This is a genomic window from Acerihabitans arboris, assembly GCF_010131535.1.
Classification (GTDB): Bacteria; Pseudomonadota; Gammaproteobacteria; order Enterobacterales; family Enterobacteriaceae; genus Acerihabitans; species Acerihabitans arboris.
The window spans coordinates 23,993-46,042 of record NZ_WUBS01000017.1 but is presented as its reverse complement, the minus strand read 5'-3'; the positions used below and the strand labels follow the sequence as shown (position 1 = coordinate 46,042).

23 protein-coding genes are annotated in these 22,050 nt (G+C 58.6%); 12 read left to right on the top strand and 11 right to left on the bottom strand.

Features of this window, described 5'->3' with window-relative positions:
- Positions 1-231: 231 nt before the first annotated feature.
- A complete protein-coding gene (cbl, locus tag GRH90_RS21165) occupies positions 232-1,188 on the top strand; it encodes an HTH-type transcriptional regulator Cbl (RefSeq protein WP_162367952.1) in 957 nt (318 codons plus the stop codon).
- A 147-nt stretch (positions 1,189-1,335) separates the two neighbouring features.
- Here cbl and GRH90_RS21160 read toward each other — a convergent pair whose 3' ends face one another.
- Together GRH90_RS21160 and GRH90_RS21155 are read right to left on the bottom strand one after the other, a co-directional pair.
- Complete coding sequence (locus GRH90_RS21160) at positions 1,336-2,505, bottom strand: amidohydrolase (protein WP_162367951.1); 1,170 nt, start codon at positions 2,503-2,505, stop codon at positions 1,336-1,338.
- A gap of 201 nt (positions 2,506-2,706) precedes the next feature.
- A complete protein-coding gene (locus GRH90_RS21155) occupies positions 2,707-3,558 on the bottom strand; it encodes an oxidoreductase (protein WP_162367950.1) in 852 nt (283 codons plus the stop codon).
- Positions 3,559-4,110: 552 nt separating this feature from the next.
- On the opposite strand from GRH90_RS21155, the gene GRH90_RS21150 reads away from it, so the two are divergent.
- Complete coding sequence (locus tag GRH90_RS21150; protein ID WP_162367949.1) at positions 4,111-5,394, top strand: MFS transporter; 1,284 nt, start codon at positions 4,111-4,113, stop codon at positions 5,392-5,394.
- A 78-nt stretch (positions 5,395-5,472) separates the two neighbouring features.
- Here the strand turns inward: GRH90_RS21150 and GRH90_RS21145 are convergent, their stop codons facing one another.
- A complete protein-coding gene (locus GRH90_RS21145; RefSeq protein ID WP_162367948.1) occupies positions 5,473-6,117 on the bottom strand; it encodes a hypothetical protein in 645 nt (214 codons plus the stop codon).
- Positions 6,118-6,391: 274 nt separating this feature from the next.
- Between GRH90_RS21145 and GRH90_RS21140 the strand changes: the two genes are divergently transcribed.
- Positions 6,392-6,787, top strand: a complete 396-nt coding sequence (locus tag GRH90_RS21140; protein WP_162367947.1) for a YidH family protein — start codon at positions 6,392-6,394, stop codon at positions 6,785-6,787.
- Positions 6,784-7,128, top strand: a complete 345-nt coding sequence (locus GRH90_RS21135) for a DUF202 domain-containing protein (protein WP_162367946.1) — start codon at positions 6,784-6,786, stop codon at positions 7,126-7,128. Before GRH90_RS21140 ends, GRH90_RS21135 begins: the two co-directional genes overlap by 4 nt.
- A gap of 458 nt (positions 7,129-7,586) precedes the next feature.
- On the opposite strand, the gene GRH90_RS21130 is transcribed toward GRH90_RS21135, so the two are convergent.
- On the bottom strand, positions 7,587-7,736 hold the full coding sequence (locus tag GRH90_RS21130; protein ID WP_162367945.1) for a hypothetical protein: 150 nt from the start codon (positions 7,734-7,736) through the stop codon (positions 7,587-7,589).
- 79 nt (positions 7,737-7,815) lie between these two features.
- On the opposite strand from GRH90_RS21130, the gene GRH90_RS21125 reads away from it, so the two are divergent.
- From GRH90_RS21125 to GRH90_RS21110, 4 genes are all read left to right on the top strand, one after another.
- Entirely contained in the window at positions 7,816-8,697 is an 882-nt protein-coding gene (locus GRH90_RS21125) for a DUF305 domain-containing protein (RefSeq protein WP_162367944.1), read from the top strand.
- Positions 8,636-8,899 carry a hypothetical protein gene (locus GRH90_RS21120; protein ID WP_162367943.1) on the top strand — a complete coding sequence of 88 codons (264 nt, stop codon included), beginning with the start codon at positions 8,636-8,638 and terminating at the stop codon, positions 8,897-8,899. The genes GRH90_RS21125 and GRH90_RS21120 overlap by 62 nt, the downstream gene beginning before the upstream one ends.
- 102 nt (positions 8,900-9,001) lie before the next feature.
- On the top strand, positions 9,002-9,523 hold the full coding sequence (locus tag GRH90_RS21115; protein ID WP_312857207.1) for a sigma-70 family RNA polymerase sigma factor: 522 nt from the start codon (positions 9,002-9,004) through the stop codon (positions 9,521-9,523).
- Positions 9,520-10,305: an anti-sigma factor family protein gene (locus tag GRH90_RS21110; protein ID WP_162367942.1), complete on the top strand. Its 786-nt coding sequence runs from the start codon at positions 9,520-9,522 to the stop codon at positions 10,303-10,305. Before GRH90_RS21115 ends, GRH90_RS21110 begins: the two co-directional genes overlap by 4 nt.
- Positions 10,306-10,322: 17 nt before the next feature.
- Here GRH90_RS21110 and GRH90_RS21105 read toward each other — a convergent pair whose 3' ends face one another.
- Positions 10,323-10,961: a nitroreductase family protein gene (locus tag GRH90_RS21105; protein WP_162367941.1), complete on the bottom strand. Its 639-nt coding sequence runs from the start codon at positions 10,959-10,961 to the stop codon at positions 10,323-10,325.
- A 251-nt stretch (positions 10,962-11,212) separates the two neighbouring features.
- On the opposite strand from GRH90_RS21105, the gene GRH90_RS21100 reads away from it, so the two are divergent.
- Both GRH90_RS21100 and pagP read left to right on the top strand, forming a co-directional pair.
- Positions 11,213-12,160: a LysR family transcriptional regulator gene (locus GRH90_RS21100; RefSeq protein WP_162367940.1), complete on the top strand. Its 948-nt coding sequence runs from the start codon at positions 11,213-11,215 to the stop codon at positions 12,158-12,160.
- Positions 12,161-12,541: 381 nt separating this feature from the next.
- Positions 12,542-13,036, top strand: a complete 495-nt coding sequence (gene pagP, locus GRH90_RS21095) for a lipid IV(A) palmitoyltransferase PagP (RefSeq protein WP_162368053.1) — start codon at positions 12,542-12,544, stop codon at positions 13,034-13,036.
- A gap of 38 nt (positions 13,037-13,074) precedes the next feature.
- Here pagP and GRH90_RS21090 read toward each other — a convergent pair whose 3' ends face one another.
- On the bottom strand, positions 13,075-13,992 hold the full coding sequence (locus GRH90_RS21090; protein WP_162367939.1) for a class I SAM-dependent methyltransferase: 918 nt from the start codon (positions 13,990-13,992) through the stop codon (positions 13,075-13,077).
- Between the two features lie 211 nt (positions 13,993-14,203).
- On the opposite strand from GRH90_RS21090, the gene GRH90_RS21085 reads away from it, so the two are divergent.
- Both GRH90_RS21085 and GRH90_RS21080 read left to right on the top strand, forming a co-directional pair.
- On the top strand, positions 14,204-14,431 hold the full coding sequence (locus tag GRH90_RS21085) for a YgdI/YgdR family lipoprotein (RefSeq protein ID WP_162367938.1): 228 nt from the start codon (positions 14,204-14,206) through the stop codon (positions 14,429-14,431).
- Between the two features lie 413 nt (positions 14,432-14,844).
- Positions 14,845-15,573, top strand: coding sequence for a helix-turn-helix transcriptional regulator (locus tag GRH90_RS21080; protein WP_246236189.1), 729 nt, complete (start codon positions 14,845-14,847; stop codon positions 15,571-15,573).
- 67 nt (positions 15,574-15,640) lie between these two features.
- On the opposite strand, the gene GRH90_RS21075 is transcribed toward GRH90_RS21080, so the two are convergent.
- From GRH90_RS21075 to GRH90_RS21055, 5 genes are read right to left on the bottom strand one after another with little or no spacing between them, the layout of a single operon-like run.
- Positions 15,641-17,230: a rhodanese-like domain-containing protein gene (locus GRH90_RS21075; protein WP_162367937.1), complete on the bottom strand. Its 1,590-nt coding sequence runs from the start codon at positions 17,228-17,230 to the stop codon at positions 15,641-15,643.
- A gap of 27 nt (positions 17,231-17,257) precedes the next feature.
- Entirely contained in the window at positions 17,258-18,403 is a 1,146-nt protein-coding gene (locus GRH90_RS21070) for an LLM class flavin-dependent oxidoreductase (protein WP_162367936.1), read from the bottom strand.
- Positions 18,404-18,411: 8 nt separating this feature from the next.
- Entirely contained in the window at positions 18,412-19,638 is a 1,227-nt protein-coding gene (locus GRH90_RS21065; RefSeq protein ID WP_312857211.1) for an acyl-CoA dehydrogenase family protein, read from the bottom strand.
- Positions 19,616-20,401 carry a class II aldolase/adducin family protein gene (locus GRH90_RS21060; RefSeq protein ID WP_162367934.1) on the bottom strand — a complete coding sequence of 262 codons (786 nt, stop codon included), beginning with the start codon at positions 20,399-20,401 and terminating at the stop codon, positions 19,616-19,618. The genes GRH90_RS21065 and GRH90_RS21060 overlap by 23 nt, the downstream gene beginning before the upstream one ends.
- A 1-nt stretch (position 20,402) precedes the next feature.
- The gene (locus tag GRH90_RS21055) at positions 20,403-22,004 is read right to left on the bottom strand and encodes an ABC transporter substrate-binding protein (protein WP_162367933.1); all 1,602 of its coding nucleotides are present in this window, start codon (positions 22,002-22,004) and stop codon (positions 20,403-20,405) included.
- Positions 22,005-22,050: the final 46 nt, after the last annotated feature.

Sequence of the window (22,050 nt, the reverse complement as noted above, 5' to 3'; positions counted from 1 at the left end):
AGATAAGTTTTGACTTTAGCCCGGCCCTTTGGCGTGGAAAAAATGGATTGGATAAAAAAGATAAATTCTAACCATTTGTTTTTAATGATATTTTAAATAATATTTATCCCGGCGCTTTATCGCGATTTTCCTTAGTATAAAAAACTATAAGTTACCGTTTTTTCTTATTTGTCCCTTTAGTTATTACTCGGTATGAATATAGCTATATTAAAGATAAAGGAGGGGCGTCGCGTGAACTTTCAGCAACTACGTATTATTCGGGAATCCGCCCGGTGCAATTATAACCTGACCGACGTGGCCAGTATGTTATTTACCTCCCAGTCCGGCGTTAGCCGTCATATTCGTGAGCTGGAAGAAGAACTCGGCGTGGAAATATTTATCCGGCGCGGCAAACGTTTAATCGGCATGACCGAACCGGGTAAAGCCCTGCTGGTGGTGGCGGAGCGGATATTAAGCGATGCCAATAACATTCGCCGTATCGCCGATGTATTCGCCAATAACGATTCCGGCGAACTGTCCATCGTGACCACCCATACCCAGGCGCGCTATAGTCTGCCGGGAGTGATCAAGGAATTCCGCGAGCTTTATCCGCGCGTGCGCCTGGTGCTGAACCAGGGCAGCCCCGAGGAGATTGTCTCCATGCTGCAGTCGGGCGAGGCGGATGTGGGCATTGCCAGTGAAAAGCTGATGAGCGAAGAGCAGCTGGCGGCGTTTCCTTATTACCGTTGGCATCACGCGGTGCTGGTGCCGGAAGGCCATCCGCTGACCCAGCAGGGCGAACTGACCCTGGAGACGTTGAGCGAGTATCCGCTGGTCACCTACCGGCGCGGCATCACCGGCCGTTCCAGGCTGGACGTGGCGTTCCAGGCCGCCGGCCTGAAGCCGGAAGTGGTGTTGAGCGCCCAGGATTCCGATGTGATTAAAACCTATGTGGAGCTGGGGCTGGGCGTCGGCCTGCTGGCGGATATGTCTTATAACCGCGAGCGCGATATCGGGCTGGTCAGCATTAACGCCGAGCATTTATTTGAAGCCAGCACCGTTTGGCTGGGGGTTAAACGCGGGCAGCTGCAACGGAAATACGCCTGGCGCTTTATCCAGCTCTGCAATCCGCAGCTCTCGCTGAGCGAGATTGAGGAACAGGTGCTGTCGCCCCACGCCCTCGAGACTGCGCTGGACTATCAGATTTAACTACTGGCAAATTTAACCACTGGCAAATCTTACCCCGGGCAAATCCCACCCCGGGCAAATCTCATCTTCGGCAGGCCGCCCGGCCCGCCGCCGCTAAACTTAAATCAGTCGTGTTCAAGGGAACGCGCCCCATGGCGCGACAGGCCGTTAACCCATCGATTCAGCCGGGGCTGCGGTTTGCGCTAGCAGCAGCGCGGAGAGCGCCTCGTCGGCCAGGCGGGCAAAATAGGCCGCCGCAGGATAAATCGCCTGCTCGCTGGGATTAAAACGCGGATGATGCAGCCCGAACTCGCTGGCCGAACCGATGCTGACAAAGGTTCCCGGCACCTGCTGCAGGTACAGCGAAAAATCTTCCCCGCCCATTTGCAGCTCCGCTTCCTGCACCTGGTAACCGGCGTCCGCCGCCACCCGCTGGCTGAAATCCGCCCAGAACGGCGTATTCACCACCGCCGGCGGACCCGGATACCAGGCGAGGCGCGCTTCGGCGCCCATGGCGCTGGCCACGCCGTCAATCACCCGGGTCAGGATATCCGGCACCCTTTCCCGCACTTTCACATTATGGGTACGCACGGTGCCTTCCAGCTCCACCGTCTGCGGCAGCACGTTCCAGGTATTGCCGCCCTGGATGCGCGTCACGCTGACCACCAGGGATTCCAGCGAACTGAAGTTACGGCTCGGCAGGGTTTGCAGCGCGTTCACGATCTGGCTGGCGGTAACGATGGTGTCGATGCCCTGTTCGGGTTTGGCCGCATGGGCCCCTTTGCCGGTCACCGTAATCTGGAAACGGTCGATATGGGCGTAAAAGGCGCCGCGCCGGGTGGCAAAGGTGCCCACCGGCAGCTCGGGCGCGTTATGCATGCCGAATACCGCCGACACATTCTCCAGCGCGCCGGCGTCGATCAGATGGCACGCGCCGTTGAAGTTTTCCTCCGCCGGCTGGAACAATATCCGCACCGCGCCCGGCAGGGTGGCTTCGCGTGCTTTCAACAACAGCGCGGCCCCCAGCATCACCGAGGTATGGACATCATGACCGCAGGCGTGCATCACCCCCTCATGGCGCGAGCTGAACGGCACGCCGGAAAGCTCCTCGATCGGCAGTGCGTCGATATCCGCGCGCAGGGCAATCAGCGGCGCTTTTTGCCGGCCGATTTCGGCGACCACGCCGGTCTTTAATCCTAAAGGTAACATCCGGATGCCCGCGTCCTGCAGCCAGCGGGTGATTTTTTCCGTGGTGGCGAACTCCTGGTTCGACAATTCAGGGTAGGCGTGCAGCTCGCGTCGACAGCTAATCAATTTTTCAGCAATATTGCCGGACATAGGGTATGACCCTTTTGTTAGATAAAAAATAGCGGATAGAAATTATCTTAGCGGGTATGTTAAATCGCAGTAAATACTGTTCGGTTATATTACATAGCCATCAGGTATGATGGCCGGAAGGGGGCCGTTTCCGGCCCCTAAACGTTTGCTGAGGCTTATAAACTATTTTACCAGCGGTCTGAAATAAGCTGCCGCCGACGCTTATTCGTCCTTGGGGAAATCCGCGCCGCGGGTGACGTCGGCCCAGCCGTCAAAATCCCGTTGCAGGAGTTTGATTTTTTTATGGGCGTTTTCCAGCGCCGGATTGCCCAGCAGCAAACGCAGCGGCGGTTGTTTGGCCTCGACCGCCTTGACGATGGCTTTGACGGCGCGTACCGGATCCCCCGCCTGCTTGCCGCTGTTGTCGCGGCTGGCGCGGGCGCGCACGTGCGCGGTCTCGGCATAGTCCGCAATGGTCTGCGGCGCCTCATTGGCCGAGCGCCCGGCCCAGTCGGTGCGAAACGGTCCCGGCTCGACGATCAGTACCTTGATGCCTAACGGTTCCACTTCCTGCGCCAGTGATTCGGACAGCGCCTCCACCGCGAATTTAGTGGCGTGGTAAAAACTCAGGGAAGGGAAGGTGGTAATGCCGCCGATTGACGAAATATTGACCACGGTGCCGCTGCGCCGCTTACGCATGGCCGGCAGGGCGGCCCGGGTCATGGCGGTCAGTCCCCAGACGTTGATATCGAACATCCGGTGCACATCGTCCATATTGCTCTCTTCGAACGAACCGAAATAACCGATGCCGGCATTGTTCACCAGCACGTCGATACGGCCGAACTTTGCCAGCGCGGCGCTCACGGCGGCGTCGACCTGCTCCTGCCTGGTAACGTCCAATGCCAATACCAGCGCATGATCCTCATGGCCGGCGACCAGATCCTTGACCTGATCCGGATTGCGCGCGGTAACGACCGTCGGATAACCCAAAGACAGGGTATAGTCGGCCAGTTCGCGGCCAAAGCCCGTGGAGCAGCCGGTAATGAACCATACTGGTTTTTCTTGTTGCGTCATCATCATTCTCCAGGTTGTTCAGGATAACGAGCCTGGTCATGCCCAGGCGTTAAAGCTAACACATAGTGTAATACGACGGGCCGGGTTGCAACCGACGGAAGATGCGCACGCCCGGCGATAGGCGTTAGGCGTTAGGCTTCGCGGCCAGAGACAGTAAATAACCGTTCAGTCCATATGTTTGCCGTCTAATGGCAGGGTTGTGATAACCGTGTTAATAATGGCAGAAACATCTGTTAAATTTTTGCCAAATACTGCAAAGCGGATATCACTTGTTATCTTTATCATCGTTTTCTGTCATTTCGCCAGCGGTAACATGTCCCAAATATTTGTCCATATAACTGCAATTTTTTTTAAATTCTAAAAAAATCTGCTAAAAATCCGCTTAAAACCTCCACATTTTGTGAAGCTAGTCACGTCAAACCGTCTAAGGCGATAATATACTCCGCTCGAAATAGAAACATCATTTCAATTTTAATGAATATTGATTTCTTTTTGTGTTTCCCAAGCTTTCATTCTCGATAACCCCAACAATTTCTCCGGGATGGTAAAAAGATGAGGATAATAAAAAATTTACGTTGGTATATGATTGGGATGGTGATGTTGGCCACGGTGCTTAACTATCTGGCGCGAAATTCTCTGGCTGTGGCGGCTCCGACCATCATGGAAGAAATGCATTTTACCGTGCAGCAATATTCCTATATCGACGCTATTTTTAAAGGCTGTTATACCCTGACGCAACCCGTAGCGGGCTACATACTGGATCTCCTGGGCACCAAGGTGGGGTATCTGTTATTCGCCATTGCCTGGGCGGTGCTGAATATGGCCCACGCCTTCGCCGGCAGTTGGGTGGCGCTGGGTATCCTGCGCGGCGCGCTGGGCATGGCGGAAGCCGCCGTGATCCCGGCGGGTCTCAAGGCTTCTTCCGAATGGTTCCCGGCTAATGAGCGTCCGGTGGCCGTGGGGTGGTTTAACGCCGGCGCCGCGATCGGCGGGGTGCTGGCGCCGCCGCTGGTGGCGTGGGCAATCATGGTGCATAGCTGGAACTTTGCGTTTTTGTTGACCGGCGGGGTAAGCTTAATTTGGGCGGTGGGCTGGTATAAATTATATAATACGCCGGATAAACATAAAAATATCTCTGCGGAAGAACGTGAGTATATTTATGCCGGGCAGGAGTCTCGCCACCACAGCAGCAATAAACAGAAGGTGCCGGTCAGTCAATTATTGAAGGACAGTCAATTCTGGGGGATCGCCATTCCGCGTTTTTTAGCCGAGCCTGCGTGGGGCACGATTAATGCCTGGGTGCCGTTGTTTTTGTATAAAGTCTATGGCTTCGATCTGAAACATATCGCCATGTTTGCCTGGATGCCGCTGCTGTTTGCCGACCTGGGCTGTGTCCTGGGCGGTTATATGCCGGGGTTTTTCCAAAAGCATTTTGGCGTTACGCTTATCGTTTCGCGTAAGCTGGTGGTGACGGTCGGCGCGCTGTGCATGATTGGCCCAGGGCTTATCGGCTTATATCACAGCCCCTATTTTGCCATCGCCATGCTCTGCTTTGGTGGTTTTGCCCACCAAACGCTGTCCGGCGCGCTGATTACGCTCTCCTCGGATCTGTTCGGGCGCAACGAAGTCGCCACCGCCAACGGCCTGACCGGTATGATCGGCTGGGGCGGGTCGACCTTGTTTACGCTGGTGGTCGGCGCGCTGGTGGGCATTATCGGCTTCTCGCCGCTGTTCCTGATGTTGTCAATATTTGAAATCACGGCAATGATCATCGTCTGGACCGTCGTAAAGGGCCGTCCTGATAAAAAGGAGCTCACCCCGACACCGGCGGTGTAACTCCAGGCGATGGCGCGGGCAGCGCCCGCGCCAGTTGTTCGCTACGCCCCGCGCCGTTGCCCGGCCGGGGCGTTTTAATTATTCGTCGTGACAACAAAAGGACAGGCAGTCTAAGAAGATATTGCCGTGTTTCTTCGCCAGCGGATCGTGTTTCGAATAGGGCGGCGGCTCATCCGAGGGCAGAACACCGCCGCCATGGCAGTCGTCGGCCACGCGCAGAATGGTAAACCGGCCGGAGACCGTCGGCGTATTATTCAACCTGGAGGTGTTCAGGATCTGGCCGGGTAACGACCGGCGCAACGGGCCTGGGGACGGCATTTGTTTCCCGCGTTTGGGCGGATTGCGGCGCGGGTCATTGTTGATTTTTCCCGGCGCCGTCGGTGTGGGTTTGGCCGGAGCGGACTGTCTGGCAGGGGACGCGGAGGCGGCGCCGCACGGGGTTTTGACCGATGACGAGGGGGCCAGCGGGGTGTTTTGCACCGGTTTCGCCAGGAAAAGGGCGTGCGCGTTAATCGATGCCGGCCCGCCGTGATTATAGGGGATGGCGCTGGAGTTAATCGATGACGGCTCGCCGCGGCCATAGGGAAAGGCAGGGGATCGTCGTCGGGATGCCGCGCCCCAGCAGTGGGGAGAATTAATCGACGATGCGTATGTTTCGCCTTGTCGGTAGGTTGATGAATGGTCGCACGTGAAGTTTTTCAGGCCCGCGTAATTGTTATTCATATCCATGGCACTCCCATAATTTTGATCCCACAAAAAAACCGGCATAAAATGATGATGTTAGGATAAATCACTTAAATCGTGCTGTAATGAAATGATGGGCGACCGGGCGCCGCCGGTGAATATATTATTGCCCGGCGGCCCGGGCCACGGCCGGAGCCGGCAACGAACCAGGATTTAACCGCCGCTTCAGGTTCCGGCCGGTTTAGGCTATCTTGGGTGCGGTACCCCTATTGTTAACACCGGCGGGACGCGGTTCCGCCGGTTACAGGCCGCTATGGACAATCACACCGACAATCAGCCGCATGCCGCCGCGCCCAAGGGCGTCGGTCGCTGGTGGCAGCGGGGTCAAACTCCTGACTACCGCTTTTCCCTGGCCAACGAACGCACCTTCCTGGCCTGGATCCGCACGGCGCTGGCGTGCCTGGCGGGCGCGGTAGGCATCGATCAGTTCGCCCCGAGCCTGGGGCCGCAACAGGTGCGCACGGGGCTGGCGGTGTTGCTGTCCGTGATGGCGGCGACCCTCGGCATCATGGCGTACCGCCGTTGGGCGGCCAGCGAACTGGCCATGCGCACCGGCGCTTCCCTGCCGCAAACCCCGCTGTTGATGATGATGGCGCTGTTTGTGGCGGGCATCGCCCTGGCCCTGGCCTTTCTTATCCTGATGTCATGACCATACCGTCGTTGCCCGGCACCGGCCGGCCGCCGCCGGCGGATCCCGGCCTGCAGCCGGAGCGCACCTGCCTGGCCTGGTCGCGCACCGCTTTTATCTTGGTAATTAACGCCTTATTGCTGCTGCGCGGGGCGGCGACGGGCGGCCACCGGCTGATGCTGGCCGGCGGCGTGATCCTGCTGATGCAGGCCGGGATTATGTGGCTGTGGGGATATGGTCGATTGAGGCTACCCGATCCGCATTGGACGCGTCCCGCCGGGCAAAGCCGATGGATGATGGCGTTGACGACGGCGACAGTGCTGGTGGTCAGCCTGCTGGCGGCGCTGGCTTTCCTGGGATGATCCACTTTCAGGGCATAATAACTATCGATTCTAGGGAACTGTGATGTTTATCACTGAATTATATTAAGAGTAATCTTAATATGCAGCCCATCCTTCACAGAGCTAACGCCTTGGCCCCGGCCATGAGCGCCGGAGATAAGCGCCGGAAAGGATAACGTCAATAGATGACGGCCCCGATATCCGGGGCTTTTTTCCTCAGAAAAGCGCATCGGCTACTTACCTCCTCGAAAGAGGGAGTACAGCAAAGGTTGTCGGTGCGCTTCTCTGTCAAGATTCCCGCCGCCGGTCACGCATACATAAACGAAACAAAACCGATAATGATTACGGCCAGCGCCGCGAGAAACGTAATGTCGTTGGTTTGCATCAGTCACCTCCCGCCCATCTGGCCTTAGCATGGTCCAGTTCGGCGAAAACGATTGTGACTGATGAAACATTTTGCTTAATCAATAACCCTCAATTCAGTCAACGGATTGCGCCTTGCGTAAAAAATCGGCCATGGCGGCGTTTTGCCACGCCCGGTAGGGATTGAGCGTCAGCCGGGCGTATATTTTACCCGGCTGCCGGTAATCCCAATCGGCGGTTTTTATTGTCCCCGCGCTTATCGGCAAAATAAATCCCGCCGCCGTGGAATAGTCCGCTCTTCCGTGCGTCTTATCCGTACCTATGCACTGATTCGCCGGAGATAAGATGACTTTCCTTACATCCGCACGCCGGCCGGCCGCCGCCGCTCTCGCGGGCCTGCTGATGGCCGCAGCCTCCCATGCCCATGGCGATCATCACCCGGTGCCGGCCGCCGGCGCCGAACCCTCTCGCACGGCCGAGGAAGCGCCGTTCCTGCGGGAAAACGACGCCGCCATGACACAAATGATGAATGATATGGCGCTCTCGCCCAGCGGCGATGTCGATCGTGATTTTGTCGCCATGATGATCCCGCATCACCAGGGCGCCATCGCCATGGCCCAGGCGGAGCTGCGCCATGGCCACAACGAACGGCTGCTCCGTTTGGCACAGGAAATCATCGTCACCCGGCAGCAGGAGATCACCGCCATGCGCCAGGCGCTGGGCGACCCGCAGCCGGGCAACCTGAGCCCGCTTTATCGCGGCCAGGTGCTGGTGCACGGCCTGGGGTTCTCGCCGGACGGCAAAACCCTGGCCGTGGTGGCCATCGGCACCAATCCAGTCACCTTTATCGACACCGCCACCAATAGCGTCAGGCACACTACTTACCTGGGGCGGGCTCCCCATGAGGCATTCTATACGCCGGACGGCAAGGAAGTGTGGGTCACGGTGCGCGGCGAGGATTATATTGCCGTACTGGACGCGGCCAGTTATCAAGAAAAGCTGCGCATCAAGGTGCCGGCCGGCCCCGGCATGCAGGTCTTTGCCGCGCGGCCGCCGTTTCAGCTGCTGAAAACCCTTGATACCGGGCCGATTACCAATCACGTCAATATCGCGCATAATGTCCACGGCGTCTTCGCCTATATTACGGTCGGCGGACTCAACCCTGGTGCTGAACAACGCCGGCGCGGCGGCCGACGCCCATCCGCCGACCACGGTAACGCTGTTTGAACAAGGCCTGACGCAGGTGCTGCAGGCGGCGGTCACCGGGCCGCAGCCCAAACAGGGTTATGTGCTGGCCTTGGCCTCGCGTCCCGACGGCAGCGGCAGCCTCCAGCCGTTAAGCGCGTTTATGACCAATCCGGCCGGGGCGGCGATTGTCAACGCCATCGGGCCGATTCGCCAGATCGTGCGCCAGGGCCGGAAGGCTTAACGCCGCTATCTGGTGGTGGTGAAGGGCACTGCCGATAGCTATGGCGCGCCGGTGCAAATCCAGGCGCTGTAACGCGCCGCTTGCGCGAATAAAAGGATGCCGATGACGATGCATGAGCTTACCGATGACCAGATAAGGGAGGTGCTGCCGCAGCTGCGGCGCTTCGCCCTGTGGCTAACCCGTAATCCCGCTGGGGCCGATGATTTGGTGCAGTCCGGCCTCGAGAAGGCGTTGACCTCCTATGCGACCCTGCAGCGTGAAGAGAACCTGCGGATATGGTTGTTCTCCATACTGTACCGGCAGTTTATCGACGGCGAGCGCCGCAAAAAACGCTATATGCGTATTTTATCGTTGTTTAAAGGCGAGGCGGAATATTCCTCCTCGCCGGAAGAGCTGGCGCTGACCGATGCCGTGCTGGCGGGCTTCGCCTCGCTGCCCACCGATCAACGTGCCATCCTGCTGCTGGTCGGCGTCGAGGGTTTGCGCTACAGGGAAGTGGCCGATACATTAAATATCCCGCTCGGTACCGTCATGTCGCGGCTATCGCGCGCGCGCAGGCAATTGCACGAGCTGGCGGAAGGCGCCACCGCGCCAGTGAACCCGTCGTTGAGGAGATTGAAATGATGACCCGGACGCCCACCGAAAACGATCTGCAGGCCTATGTGGACAATCAGCTCGATGAGTCGCGACGTCTGTGGGTAGAGCGTTACCTGGCGCAGCATCCCGAGGCGGCAAAAAGGGTCGCCGATTGGCAATCCGAAACGCAGCGGCTGCGGGTGGCCTTGGCCGGCGACGAATCCTTGGCGCAGGCGCAAGGTCCGCAACCCCAATACTCGCAACCCCAGGTAATTCGCCGTCAAATCCGGTCCCGGCGTCAGATGCGTTGGGCGCTGGCCTTTACGCTGATATTGTCCCTGGGCGGCGGCGGCGTTGCCGGCTGGCAGCTCCGCGACATGGACATGCAGCGTCATGTCCTGCCCATGGAGGACGCGGTCCGCGCCTACCAAATGTTTAGCCGGGATAAGCTGCCGGTGCTGGACGTGGTGGCAGATAACCGCGGCGCAATGAATAACTGGCTCAGCCGCTATTTTATCAACGGCGCCATGCCGCCCAACCTGGAGGAGTATGGCTTCACCCTGTTAGGCGGCCGTCTGATGGCCACCGATGCCGGGCCGTCGGCGCTGATTGTTTACCAGGATCGCCAGGGGGTACGGGTGACCTATTATATCCGGCCATCGGGCCACAACGGCCTGAGGAGCGGAAAACGCGAGGCCGGCAACCTGCTGGCGCAGTACTGGAGCGATAATAAATACAATTACGCCATGGTCAGCCCGGTAAACAACAGCCGCGCGCAGCCGGTGCAAAATGCCATCGCGGCCTATACCGCCGCCGCCCATACGCTCTAAGGACGGCACCGTATGGTTCACTTAATTTCAGTGACGAAGCTATCGCGGCTGCGCCGGACTTTCTTCAGGTTCACCAGCCAGTCACCCTCGGCCGCCCGATAACCAAGCGGCAGCATGACGACGCTACGCAGGTGCTTCGATTGCAAATCGAGGATATCATCGACCGCCGCCGGGTCGAATCCTTCCATCGGCGTAGCGTCGACCTCTTCGAAAGCCGCGGCAATCAAGGCGGCGCCCAGGCCGATGTAAGCTTGGCGCGCGGCCGCCTGATAGTTAGCCTCGGTTCCCCGATCGGCGACGATGCCCAGCAACATTTGGCGATAATTTTCCCAACCCTCGTTTTTAAAACCCCGGACGTCGTTGGTCAGGTCGAACATCATATTAACGCGATCGTCAGTGATGTCGTCCCATGCGGCAAATACCAGCAGGTGCGAACAGTCGGTAATTTGCGCCTGGTTCCACGCCACGTTCCGAATCCTTGCGCGGACATCCGCATTGCTCACCACCAACAACTCAAATGGCTGGAGCCCGCTTGAGGTAGGCGCCAGCCGCACGGCTTCAACGATACGTTCGAGCCTTTCGGCAGGCACGCTTTTCGTCGCATCGAACTTCTTGGTTGCATAGCGCCATGCCAGTCTTTCATTTACGGTCGTCATCTCGTTTTCCTTCAGGTTTGAATTTGCCGGCAGGGATCCTGTCCCGCCGGGTGGTGTAGCGTCGGCCTCAGCGCTCTCCGGCGAACGGCGAGAAGGGGATCCCGCTAAATAATAGCAGCACTGTAGCACGGGTAAAGCCGGGGTTGGTGCAGGACAATGCTGCAAGTCATGCAGCAATCGGAGGGTTGTGGCGACGCAACGCCGAGCCTATGCTAGCGTCATGGATCTGGACAAAGGGTGATGCTAGCGCTATGAATCTGGACAAGAGGCAAGCCGATGAGTTCGCGGCATTACTCGCTGTCGCGCGGGAAGGTTCGTTCGTCGCGGCGGCCTCGGCGCTCCAACGTCATTCGACGGTCATTTCCAAGCGCATCGGCGCGCTGGAGCGACGTCTCGGGACGCGGCGGGTGCGCCTGACGGAAGCAGGCGCGCGATTCGCCGAACGCCTTCGGATCGCGACCGACGCCATTTTCGAGGCCGAGCAGGAGGCCGCGGCCGGCGGAGTCGAGCTGCGGGGCCGGTTGCGCCTGGCCTTCCCGGCGGCGATGGGGCGACAATGGCTCGCGCCGGCGCTGCCAGACTTCGCGCGTCGCTATCCCGGCCTCGATATCGAGGTCGACTATGCCGAGCGCTATGTCGATCTCGTCGGGGAGGGGTTCGATGCCGCGTTGCGTCTCGGCACGCTGGGCGACAGTCGGCTGGTTGCCCGCAAGCTCGGCGACCACCGGATCGTCCTTGGCGCTTCGCCGGATTATCTGGAACGCCACGGGGTTCCCGCCTCCCCTGGCGCGTTGGCGGCCCACAATCTGCTACGGTATACCGGGCCGGTCTCGACGCCCGAATGGCGCATGCGCAGGGGCAATCTGCGCGAGACGATCCTGCCCGCGGGGAGCTATCGTTCGAACGACATCGGCGCCCTGCTCGAAGCGGCGCGCCAGGGGATCGGCATCGTCGGCTTCGGCGACTGGTCAATGGCCCGCGACTTTGCCGTGGGCACCCTGATCCAGGTCTTGCCGCAATGGCATTTCGCGATAGACGAGGGGATTTATCTGGTCCGTCCATCCAGGCAGTTCACGCCCGCGCGGACCGGGGCCTTCATCCAGTGGATCACCCGGCTGTTCGCCGGTGGCCTGCCGTGGGACGCGGGAGCGCAAGCCTCCGACAACAATCCCACGGTTACCAGCCGTTTAGGAAAGTGAGCGGCCGTGGAGCCGTGGCTTATCGCCACCGGCCGCTTGCAACGGCGCCCTAGGAACAATCTTCCTGTCCTTGGCCGCCGAGGCCCGCGCGGGGTGATAAAAATCGACCGCGGCCATCGGCATCTTTTTATGTTTATTTATATTAGGTTTATACAAAGTGTGGCATAAACTGCGCTTCGAGAATTTCATCACGCGTGATCCTACGGGTAGCCTGTGTATGACCTACGCTTAATAATATACAATGCTTGTTGTTAATGATGGTGCGAAATATCGCCATCAGGGAGCAGTAATGTGACGTTGTTTAATAAATGGGTGGCAGTCCCGCTGCTGGTGGCGGGTATATTACCTGAGGCGATTGCATTAAATTTCGCTAATGATCCCATGCCGGCGCGGGATAACGGCTTGTGGCGGAGCTTTACCGCCAATGTGGCTAAAACATGGCATGCTTCACCCGATCAGGATATTTACTTGCCGGCGATATCCTGGCATAACAGATATTTTTATAGTGACGAACATATCCGGCGATATAATGAACGCCCCTGGGGGGCTGGATATGGCGTTTCGCGCCTGGACGAACGTGATAATTGGCATGCACTATATATGATGGCCTTCAAGGACTCATTCAATCGCTGGGAGCCTTTCGCCGGATATGCCTGGGAATCGCGGTGGCGACCGCTGGCTGATAAGGCGTTCAGGGTGGGGGCGGGTTTTACCCTCGGGGTCACGGCCCGGCATAACTGGGGTTATTATCCCATCCCGGCGGTATTGCCGCTGGCGTCGGTGAGCTATCAGAAATTCACTTTCCAGGGCACTTATATCCCCGGAACCCGCAATAACGGCAACGTATTTTTTGCCTGGTTAAGATGGCAAATTTAATCTTGGCGATCCTGATTTTCCGTCCTGGCGGCGGGACTTCAGCGGCCATGGCCGGGTGTAGACCCCGTGCGTGCCCGCTGGGCTAGCGCCAGCGTAAGTGAACTCATTACCTTGGCCAGCCGGTGATGATTTTCATCGGTAAAATAGCGCTGTTCCATCTCGTCCGAGGTCAACAGCTCGATAATATCGAAATTGAATTTGCCCAGGAATTGAGCCGCCATACCGGGCGCAATGCCGAATTTCCATATTTCACCCAGTTTTTTCACCTCTTCAGCGCACGCCTGTGAATCATGGTTATCATTTTCACCGGTGATAACCCCGGCATCCGGAAAATCAAAAAAAACCTGGCTCCCCGGGCAGCCGTGTGCGCTGATAGCGGCGAAAATGTCCGCGACACGTGGCGGATCAAGGTAATACGTCAGCCCCTCCAGGACAAAAAAACAGTTTTCCCCGCGCGGGATATCGTGCTGTGCAAAAGCATCGCTTAACGATTGCCGGGAGAAATCCACCGCGACAAAATGTACATTATCAGGGAAATCAATATCAATTTTTTTAAATATAGCTAATTTGGTTTGTTGCATATCGGGATGATCGCACTCGTAAACCTGGCAGTTTTTAAGCTGTTGCTGGAACCGGCAGGCCCTGGAATCAAAGCCGGCGCCGAGAATAAATACCTGCCGGCATTCCATTGGCAATGTCCTGAATAAATTATCCAGGAAGTTAGTCCTGGCTGAGATATATTCATAGGCGCCCGGAGGCGCTAAAGAATTAAATATATCGGAACCCGGCGGAAAAGATTTGTGCATCATCGAAAGGAAGGAGTTCAAGGCGCTACAAATCATCACTGCGATAAAATCGTCGCCTTTGAACTGTTTTCGTTGTTCGCCAAACGACTGGGCCCGGAACAGGCAGGTCATTTCGGCGGTAGAAGAATAAAAAAGTTTTTTTTTCGACACAGCGGGTTCCTCCAATGAAAGAAGACTGATAACAGCAGTCCGGGGCCGGGTCGCGCGTATCGCTCGCTACGGCTAAAATAAAGAGTTCGCAGACGTTTTAAAGTGACCGGCATCAAGGTCCATTGATAAAATGAGCTAAAGATGCGCTCCCGCTTGCGGCCTCGGTGACATGTGCTAAACCTGTATTAGGCCTAACAAAAAGGAGTTGTTTATGAAAAAAAGCTTATGTGTTTTATCCGCTTTTATGTTTACCGCCCTGCTGGCGGGTTGCGCCGATAATAATTATGCTATGCATACCAATGACGGACGCACCATCGTCAGCGAAGGGAAACCTAAGGTTGACGACCAGACCGGCATGATAAGCTATAAAGATGCTAATGGTACCAAGCAGCAGATCAATCGCGGCGACGTTAAGGAAATGATGGAAATCCAGCATTGACCCTTAACGTTTGCGCAGAGGTAAAAACCCCACCCGACTGGGGTTTTTTTATGCCCATGGCGCACAGGCGCCGTTATGGCCCTATGGCCGGCGGCCATTGACTCTACGCTCGGGGTAAACCATTGCGGGCAAGGCGGCGGCCCTCCACGCGACGGCGGCGCCGCAGTGCGTCCATCGCCAACGCTTGGGCGGCCTGAAGCGGCAAATCGCGCATTGATAGCGTGGATAACGGATTCAGCGGCATGCGCTGAATCAGGTCCATTGTAAGATCGGTGTTTATTACATCTGTTTTATTAAATTCTATTATAATTGTCAGATGCGGATATCGACTTGACTAAAGGTCAGTATAACCGAATGTTACAGGGTGCTATCCTGTCTTAGTTAACCATATTTTAACTGAACAGGATGATATTATGATGAATGCGGCCGTAAGCGGTAGTGATGATTTAATTCCAGAAATAACGCTAAACCAAGAAATGATTAAATTGCTCGATCATTTGCCCGATCCGTATTGCATAAAAAATCGGGAGTCCCGGATTATTTATGCTAACGAACCGATGGCGCGAGAGGTGTTTAATGTCAAGTCGACCAAGGAGTTAATCGGTAAATTGGATTGTGAAATAGACTCTGCGCTAGAGGAATTTGATAACCCGCGGGAATTTGTGAAGCAAGACCGGCGGGTGATGAGCACAGAGAAAGCAAATAATATATTGGAAAATCATCCATACGCCATAGATTACCCCATCGTGGTCAATAAACTTCCTTTCAAGGATATGGATGATAAGTGCGTCGGCGTATTGGTCTACACCAAAAAGCTGGAGGTATATACCCTTAACGACTATGTAAAAGGTCATATGCCCGGCTCGTTATTGCTTAATAAGCCGGATGATTTTTTCACTGAAAAGGAATGCGAGGTGATGTTTTTTCGTTTGCAGGGCATGAAGTCCAAACAGGTGGCGAAACGGTTAAACCTCGCCGAAAACACCGTGCACAATTATATGCAAAAACTCTATAACAAGTCAGGCACGACCCACATTGACGACTTCAGGGCGTTTTGCGAACAACGTCATTATCACCGCTATCTGCCGAAACGCTTTTTACAGACCGACCATATCGAATTTGATACGCCGTCCCTGCGGTAGGGGCCATTTGCGCAACCAATTTTAGAAATGCCTGTCGCGGCGGCGGGCGACGCGACAGGCATGCCACTTAGCTGCGGATATTGAAATGCGCGACGGCGGGGTCGGCCACCTGACGCGGCAGGTCGGCTTCCCAGGCAAGGTAGGCGGCGCTGGCGGCGGCGTTGCCGCCATGACGGTCATGCACCCAGAACAAATAATCGATTTGTTGGGCGTCGGACGGATCCTGTGGGCTGCTTTGCACGGTCAAACCCGCGGCCTGCCACTCCTGCGGCTTGCCGGCCACGCGTTTGGCATCGTACCCGGCGGCGATTAAATCGCGCGCCACGCCTTCGGCCAACGGCCCTTGACCGGCAAAGACCAGTATCTCGGCGGACGGTTCCACCGGGACTGGCAGGGCATCCGTCAGCCGCGACCGGTTTACCCAGCGGGTCCCGGCGGGGTGGGCGCGGCGGTAGTCCCAACTGCGATCGGCGCTCAGCCCCAGGGCGCCGGCGTCCAGCTGTTGCCGGGCCGTGGCCGCGTCGATAACCGGGACGGACGGCAACGATAAGGGCGCCGGTGGGGGTGACGATGCCTGCGCCGCATCGAACCCTGGCAACACCACGGCGTCCCAGCCAAGCTGCAGCAGCCAGTGGGCGGTGGTGGTGGCCCGTACGCCGTCATTATCATTGAGCACGATGCGCGCGTTGCGCGTGCCCGCCCATTTATCCAGGGATTGCACCAGCTGTCCGCCCGGCGCCCAGCGGGCGCCGGCCCGGTGGCCGCGCAGATATTCGTCATGATTGCGCACATCAAATAGGTACGTGGTGCGTTCCGGGTCCGACTGCCATTGTCCTAGCGTGGCCGCGTCGACAGTCCTCACGCCGTAGCGCTGCGCAAGTTTTGCCGCCCGGTCGCGGGAAGATTTCTCCGCCCTGGCGCTTAACGGCGGGAAATAGCGGGCATCGTCCCGTACCGTCGCCAGATCGGCCAGGCGCCATCCCTGGGTGCCGCCGGACAGCGCGACCACTTTATTGGGCACGCCGGCGTTGATCAGGGTCTGCGCGCCGATGATGCCGCGGGTACGGCCGGCGCACGAGATAACCACCAGCGTATCGGGCGAAGGCACCAGATCATCGAAGCGGTAGAGCAGTTCGGCGCTGGGCACGGAGATGGCGCTGGGCACATGGAAGCGGTCGTACTCCTCGGCCGTGCGGCTGTCCAGCAGGATGTAATCCTCCTGTTGTTCAATCAGGCGCGCCAGTTCGGCCGGAGCGATATCCGGCGTATGCAGCAGGTGTTCGACAAACTCGGCAAAGGCCTTATAGGGCACATTGACACCCTTGAATAACGGCTGGCCGCCTTGTTCCCAGGCCTGTATCCCCCCGGCCAGAAAATAAAGCGCGTCATACCCCAGGACGGACAGGCGTTCTAGCGCCCGCGCCGCCACGGCCGCATCGTCTCCCAGCACCACCAGGCGCGTGCCGGCGCGCGGCACCAGCGGAGGCAGGGCGGTTTCGAGCAGGCTGTAGGGAACGTTTACCGCCAGCAGCGGATGCCCTTCGCCATAGGGGCCTTCTTCCCGGATATCGATAAACGCCAGCTCCTCGCCATCGTCAAGCCAGTCCAGCAGGGCGGGCAGCGCCACAGGCCGCCCGAAGTCATGTCGTAGAGTCATAGATTACCTGTTTTAGGAAAAGAAACATCAGATACGCAGGCCCGCCTGTTTGAGCAGCGGCAGGATCCGCTGGCCGAAATAAGCCAGCTCGGGTTGATAGTCGACAAAACACAACTGCAGTCCGTCACAGCCGATAGCCTTAAGCCGGATGATTTGTTCGACAATCTGCTCCGGCGTGCCGACCAGCTGGATATTGCCGCCGACGATACGCTCATCCCGCTGGTGGCCGCGCCAGGAACGGCTGTCGCCGGTGGCGTGGGAATGGAAAAAACCGTCCACCGCCCCCTGGTCTGCCCGATCAAGGATCGACCGATAGACCGCGCGCGCCTCGGCCTCGGTATCGCGCGCGATAATCATCGGGTTGATCAGGATACGCACGTCGCGGTCGATAGCCTGCGCCGCCGCCCTGACCTGGCGGGTAATGTCCGGCAGCGCGGCGATGGCCGCCTCGAACGACGCGCCGGCCGGGCTGGTCACGAAGATTAAATCGGCCTGGCGTACCGCATGGATTATGCCGGCCGTCGAACTGGTGGCGCTGACCATCACGGGACGGCCATAACGGGGTTTTGGCGTCACAAACGCCTGGTTCAGCTCCCAGTGTTCGCTTTTGTAATCCAGGTTATCCGTCCCTGCCCAGAGCCGCTGGAGCAGCGAGACATATTCGTCGGCTAGCGCATAGCGCCGATCATGGCCGGGCTGCTCCTGGCCGAACATCGCCCATTCGTCTTTACGAAAACCGGTGACGACATTCAGTCCCCAGCGGCCGCCCGACATATGATCAAGCGTCGCGCCGAACTTGGCCAGATGCAGGGGATGCCAGGGACCGTAGAAAATATGCACCGTGGCAATCAGCAGGATGCGCTCGGTGACGGCCGCCAGGCCGGCCGCGGTCATCAAGGTGTCGAGCGCGGTTTCGCGATAGCGGATTTCCCCGCCGAAGCCGCCTTTGGGCAGCCAGTGCGCCGGGCCGAAGACCAGCTCGAAACCCAATGCCTCGGCCTGACGGGTCAGCGCGGCGTTGTAATCAAAGGTCCAGTCGGTGGACCTGGGGTAGGAGGACATGGTCCAGCCGCCATTGTGGATCGGTAAAAACAGTCCGAGCATCAGCGGCTGTTTCATCGCAATGCCCAACGGGCTATCCGGCGGCAGCGGCGGTAAAATGGGATAGTGCATGGGCAACCTCAAATTTTAGTGCCGATCGGCGGCAGGCGATCGTTTAGCACGAAATCGCCGATAGTCTTGGTCTTGTAGGCGATCGGATCATGGGTGGTGTGGGTGCGCGCGTTGCGCCAGTGCCGATCCAGGTTCAGCGTCTGCACCGTCGCGCCGGCGCCGCCGACGCGGTAAAGCATTTCGCTCACGCGCAGCGCCGCCTGCTCGGCCGCGACCTTGGCTTCGGCGACGGCAACCGAGGCCTCGCCCAGGGCGCGTTCGGCGTCCGCGCCGCGCCAAAATAACGCCATGGCCTGCTCAAGCCGCCCGGCGGCGCGCCCGACCAACGCCTCGGCGCCGTGCGCCAGCACCGACATTTCACCCACCGCCTGCTGAACGTAAGGATCGTCGCCGGCCCGGTCGACCCTGGCGTCGCTCACGGGCCTGGCGCGGCTGCGGCCGTATTCGGCGGCATCCTCCAGCGCGCCCAGCGCGATGCCGGTGTCGATAACCGCGTGCAGCAGTTGGGCAAAGGCGCCTTCATAGGTGCGGCGGGTTTTCCATTCCGGCAGCGGCAGGATTTCGTCGTCGGCCAGCAATACATGGTCAAAGGTCACGCTGCCGCTGGCGGTGGTGCGTTGCCCCATGCCGTTCCAGTCGTCCTTGATATGCACGCCGCGCCGGTCCACCGGCAGCAGCGCCAGCGCCCGCCCGCCGTTATCATCATTGGCCAATACATAGAAATATTGGGCGAACAGGCTGCCGGTGGCATAGTGCTTGGTGCCGTCCAGCCGCCAGCCGGCGCCTTCCCGCGCCAGGCGCGTGGCGATCTGCCCGACCACGCCGGTATCGCGCTCGGCCGACGCGTTGGTTATCAGGGCGCCGTCGCCGATAACGCCCAGATAGCGCCGCCGCTGCGCCGGGGTACCGTAGATACGCAGCTTTTCAATGCCGCAGGCATGGGGCTGGATGGCCTGGGCGATATTAGGATCGCCCTGGGCCAGGGGCAGCATCAGGCGCACCCATTCAGAGAGGCTCACCCCGCTGCCGCCATATTCCCGCGGCACGCGGGCCGCCAGCAGGCCGGCGCCGGCCAGGGATGCGATTTCCTCCCTGGGCAACTGTCGCTCCTGGTCGCGCCGGGCGGCGCCGGCGCCAAAGAGCGCGCCGAACTGCCCGGCGGCGGCCAGCAGCCGGGAAAACGTCATGGGGTTCTTGTCCGTCCGGGTCAGGTCAATCACGATAATCGGGCTCACGACGGTCAAGCAGGCGCCGCAGCGCGTCAAAATGCAGCTGATAGCCGGGTTTGTATTGCGCGCCCGGCGAATCGTGCAGCGGGGTGTTATGGATTTGGTCTTGTACCTTGTCTACCTGCCCGGCGTTAAGACCCCGCAGGCGCTGGCCGGTCCACAGGGCAAACAGCTGCACCCGCGCGGCGCGCTCGAGGGTATACAGGCGGTCGTAGGCTTCGGCGGTGGAGCGGCCGGTAACCAACACGCCGTGATTGCCCATGAACAGGATGGTTTTTTCGCCCAAAATCTTCGCCAGCCGTTCCCCCTCCAGGGGATCGCGCGCCAGGCCGTCGTAGCCGTCGTCATAGGCGATTTGATCGAGCAGCAGCGCCTCGGTCTGGCCTAGCGCCAACAGGTGCTGGTTTTCCAGACGGGTCAGCGCGCCGGCATAGGGCATATGGGTATGGAATACCGCCTGGTGTTTGGCGTGGGCGGCGTGTATCGGCGCGTGGATACAGTAAGCGGAACGCTGGATGATGCCTTCGCCCGCCAGCTGTTTGCCGTCGAAACCTATGGTCATCAGTTCGCTGGCCCGCACTTCCGACCAGTGCAGGCCGAACGGGGGCAGCAGGAAACGATCGCCGCTGCCCGGCACCGCCAGGGTGAAATGATTGTAGATGCCTTCGCTGAAATCGTGCCAGACCGCGAGCCGGTGCGCAGCGGCGAGGTCCAGCCGGGCCTCGTGCCGGGCCAGGGCGGTGGGATCGCCGGGTGTGAAAGTACTCATCTTATTTTCCTTCAGGTAACAAAGAAACGTCTTTTAACGACGATAAGGCGCCGTCCGGCGCGGTGCTGACGCCCGCGAGCCGCGAGCTGTAGACGGTAAAGTTTTGCTGTTCGACCAGGGGGATAACCGGCAGGTCGGTTTGGGCCAGGCGCTGGAATTCATTGAATTCCCCGGCGCGTTTGCCGGGGTCGATTTCCACCTGCAGCGCCTCGATGATCTGATCCATTCCTGGGTTGGTGTAACCCGAGGCATTGGACCAGGGCGTGCCCTGGGCAATGTTCTTGCTCCAGTAATGACGCAGTCCGCCGATTTGCGGATCCATCATCGGCACCCAACGGCCGGTCTCGATATCAAAGTCGTAATCGCTGTAGATCCGCTTGATAAAGGTCGCCAGGTCCTGGTTGCGTACCCTCAGCTCGATGCCGACCTTGCTCAGGCTCTGGCGAATAAATTCCGCCTGGTTCTTGAAGCCGTCATTGACCGGGAAATAGTCGATGGCGAGCCGGAAACGCACGCCGCCGTCTTTCCTTGGATAGCCCGCCTGATCGAGTAATTTTTCCGCGGCGGCCGGATCGTAGGCATATTGCGGGACGCCGTCCTGGGTATAAAAACGCTTCAGGGAGGAGGGGATGGGGCCGGTGGCTGGTTTGCCCAGGCCATACCAGACCACGTCCACCAGCGCCTGTTTATCGATGGCCCGGGCGATGGCCTGGCGTACTTTCAGGTTGGCTAAAATGGGATTACGCAGGTTGAACTCTAAAAACGTATAGGCCGCCGACGTGTCATACCCCTGCCTGGTCACCACCAACTGTGGGTTCTGGCTTAAGCGCCGCACATCGGAAAGGGGGACCGAATCATAGGGGGCATAGAGTACATCGCCGGTTTCCAGCGCGGCGGCGCGCGACCCCGCGTCGGGGATAATGCTGAAGATGACTTTGTCGACTTTCGGCTTGCCGCTCTCCCAATAGTCGGGATTGCGTTCCAGCTCAATATACTGTCCCCGCTGCCATTTCACGAACCTGAAGGGGCCGGTGCCCACCGGTTTGGCGTTATACGGGCTGGTGCGCACATCCGTGCCGGCAAACAGATGCGCCGGTAAAATCTGCGCCTCGTTAGCGTTAAGCGAGCTCATGATAACCAGCGAAGGATGCTTAAGGCGAAACACGGCGGTATGGTCATCCGGCGTTTCCACATCCTCCAGCGCGGCAAAGGTGGTGCGTCCGCGCGGATGGACTTTTTTCCACAGCTCCAGCGCCGAATATTTTACATCCGCCGAGGTAAAGGGAACGCCGTCGTGCCATGTTACGCCTTTGCGCAAATGAAAGGTGATGCTCAGGCCGTCCGCCGCCACTTCCCAGGAGGTGGCCAGGCTGGGCTGCGGCAGCATGTCCTGGTTATAAGATACCAGTCCCTCGTAAATATTATTGTATACCACGCCATTGGGGAAATTAGTGTTAAACGCGGTATTAAGCGCCACGGGTTCAGGTTGAACCAGTGCGACCAGATTACCGCCGGCAGCCGTGGCGGAGCCGGCGGTTAGCGTGAAACATATGCCGACGGCAGCGAGTAAATAACGTGGCAAAGGCAGGTTAAAAATTGACATAAATGATGACCTTGCATCCTCGGTAACTGTATATCCGGCGCTGGTA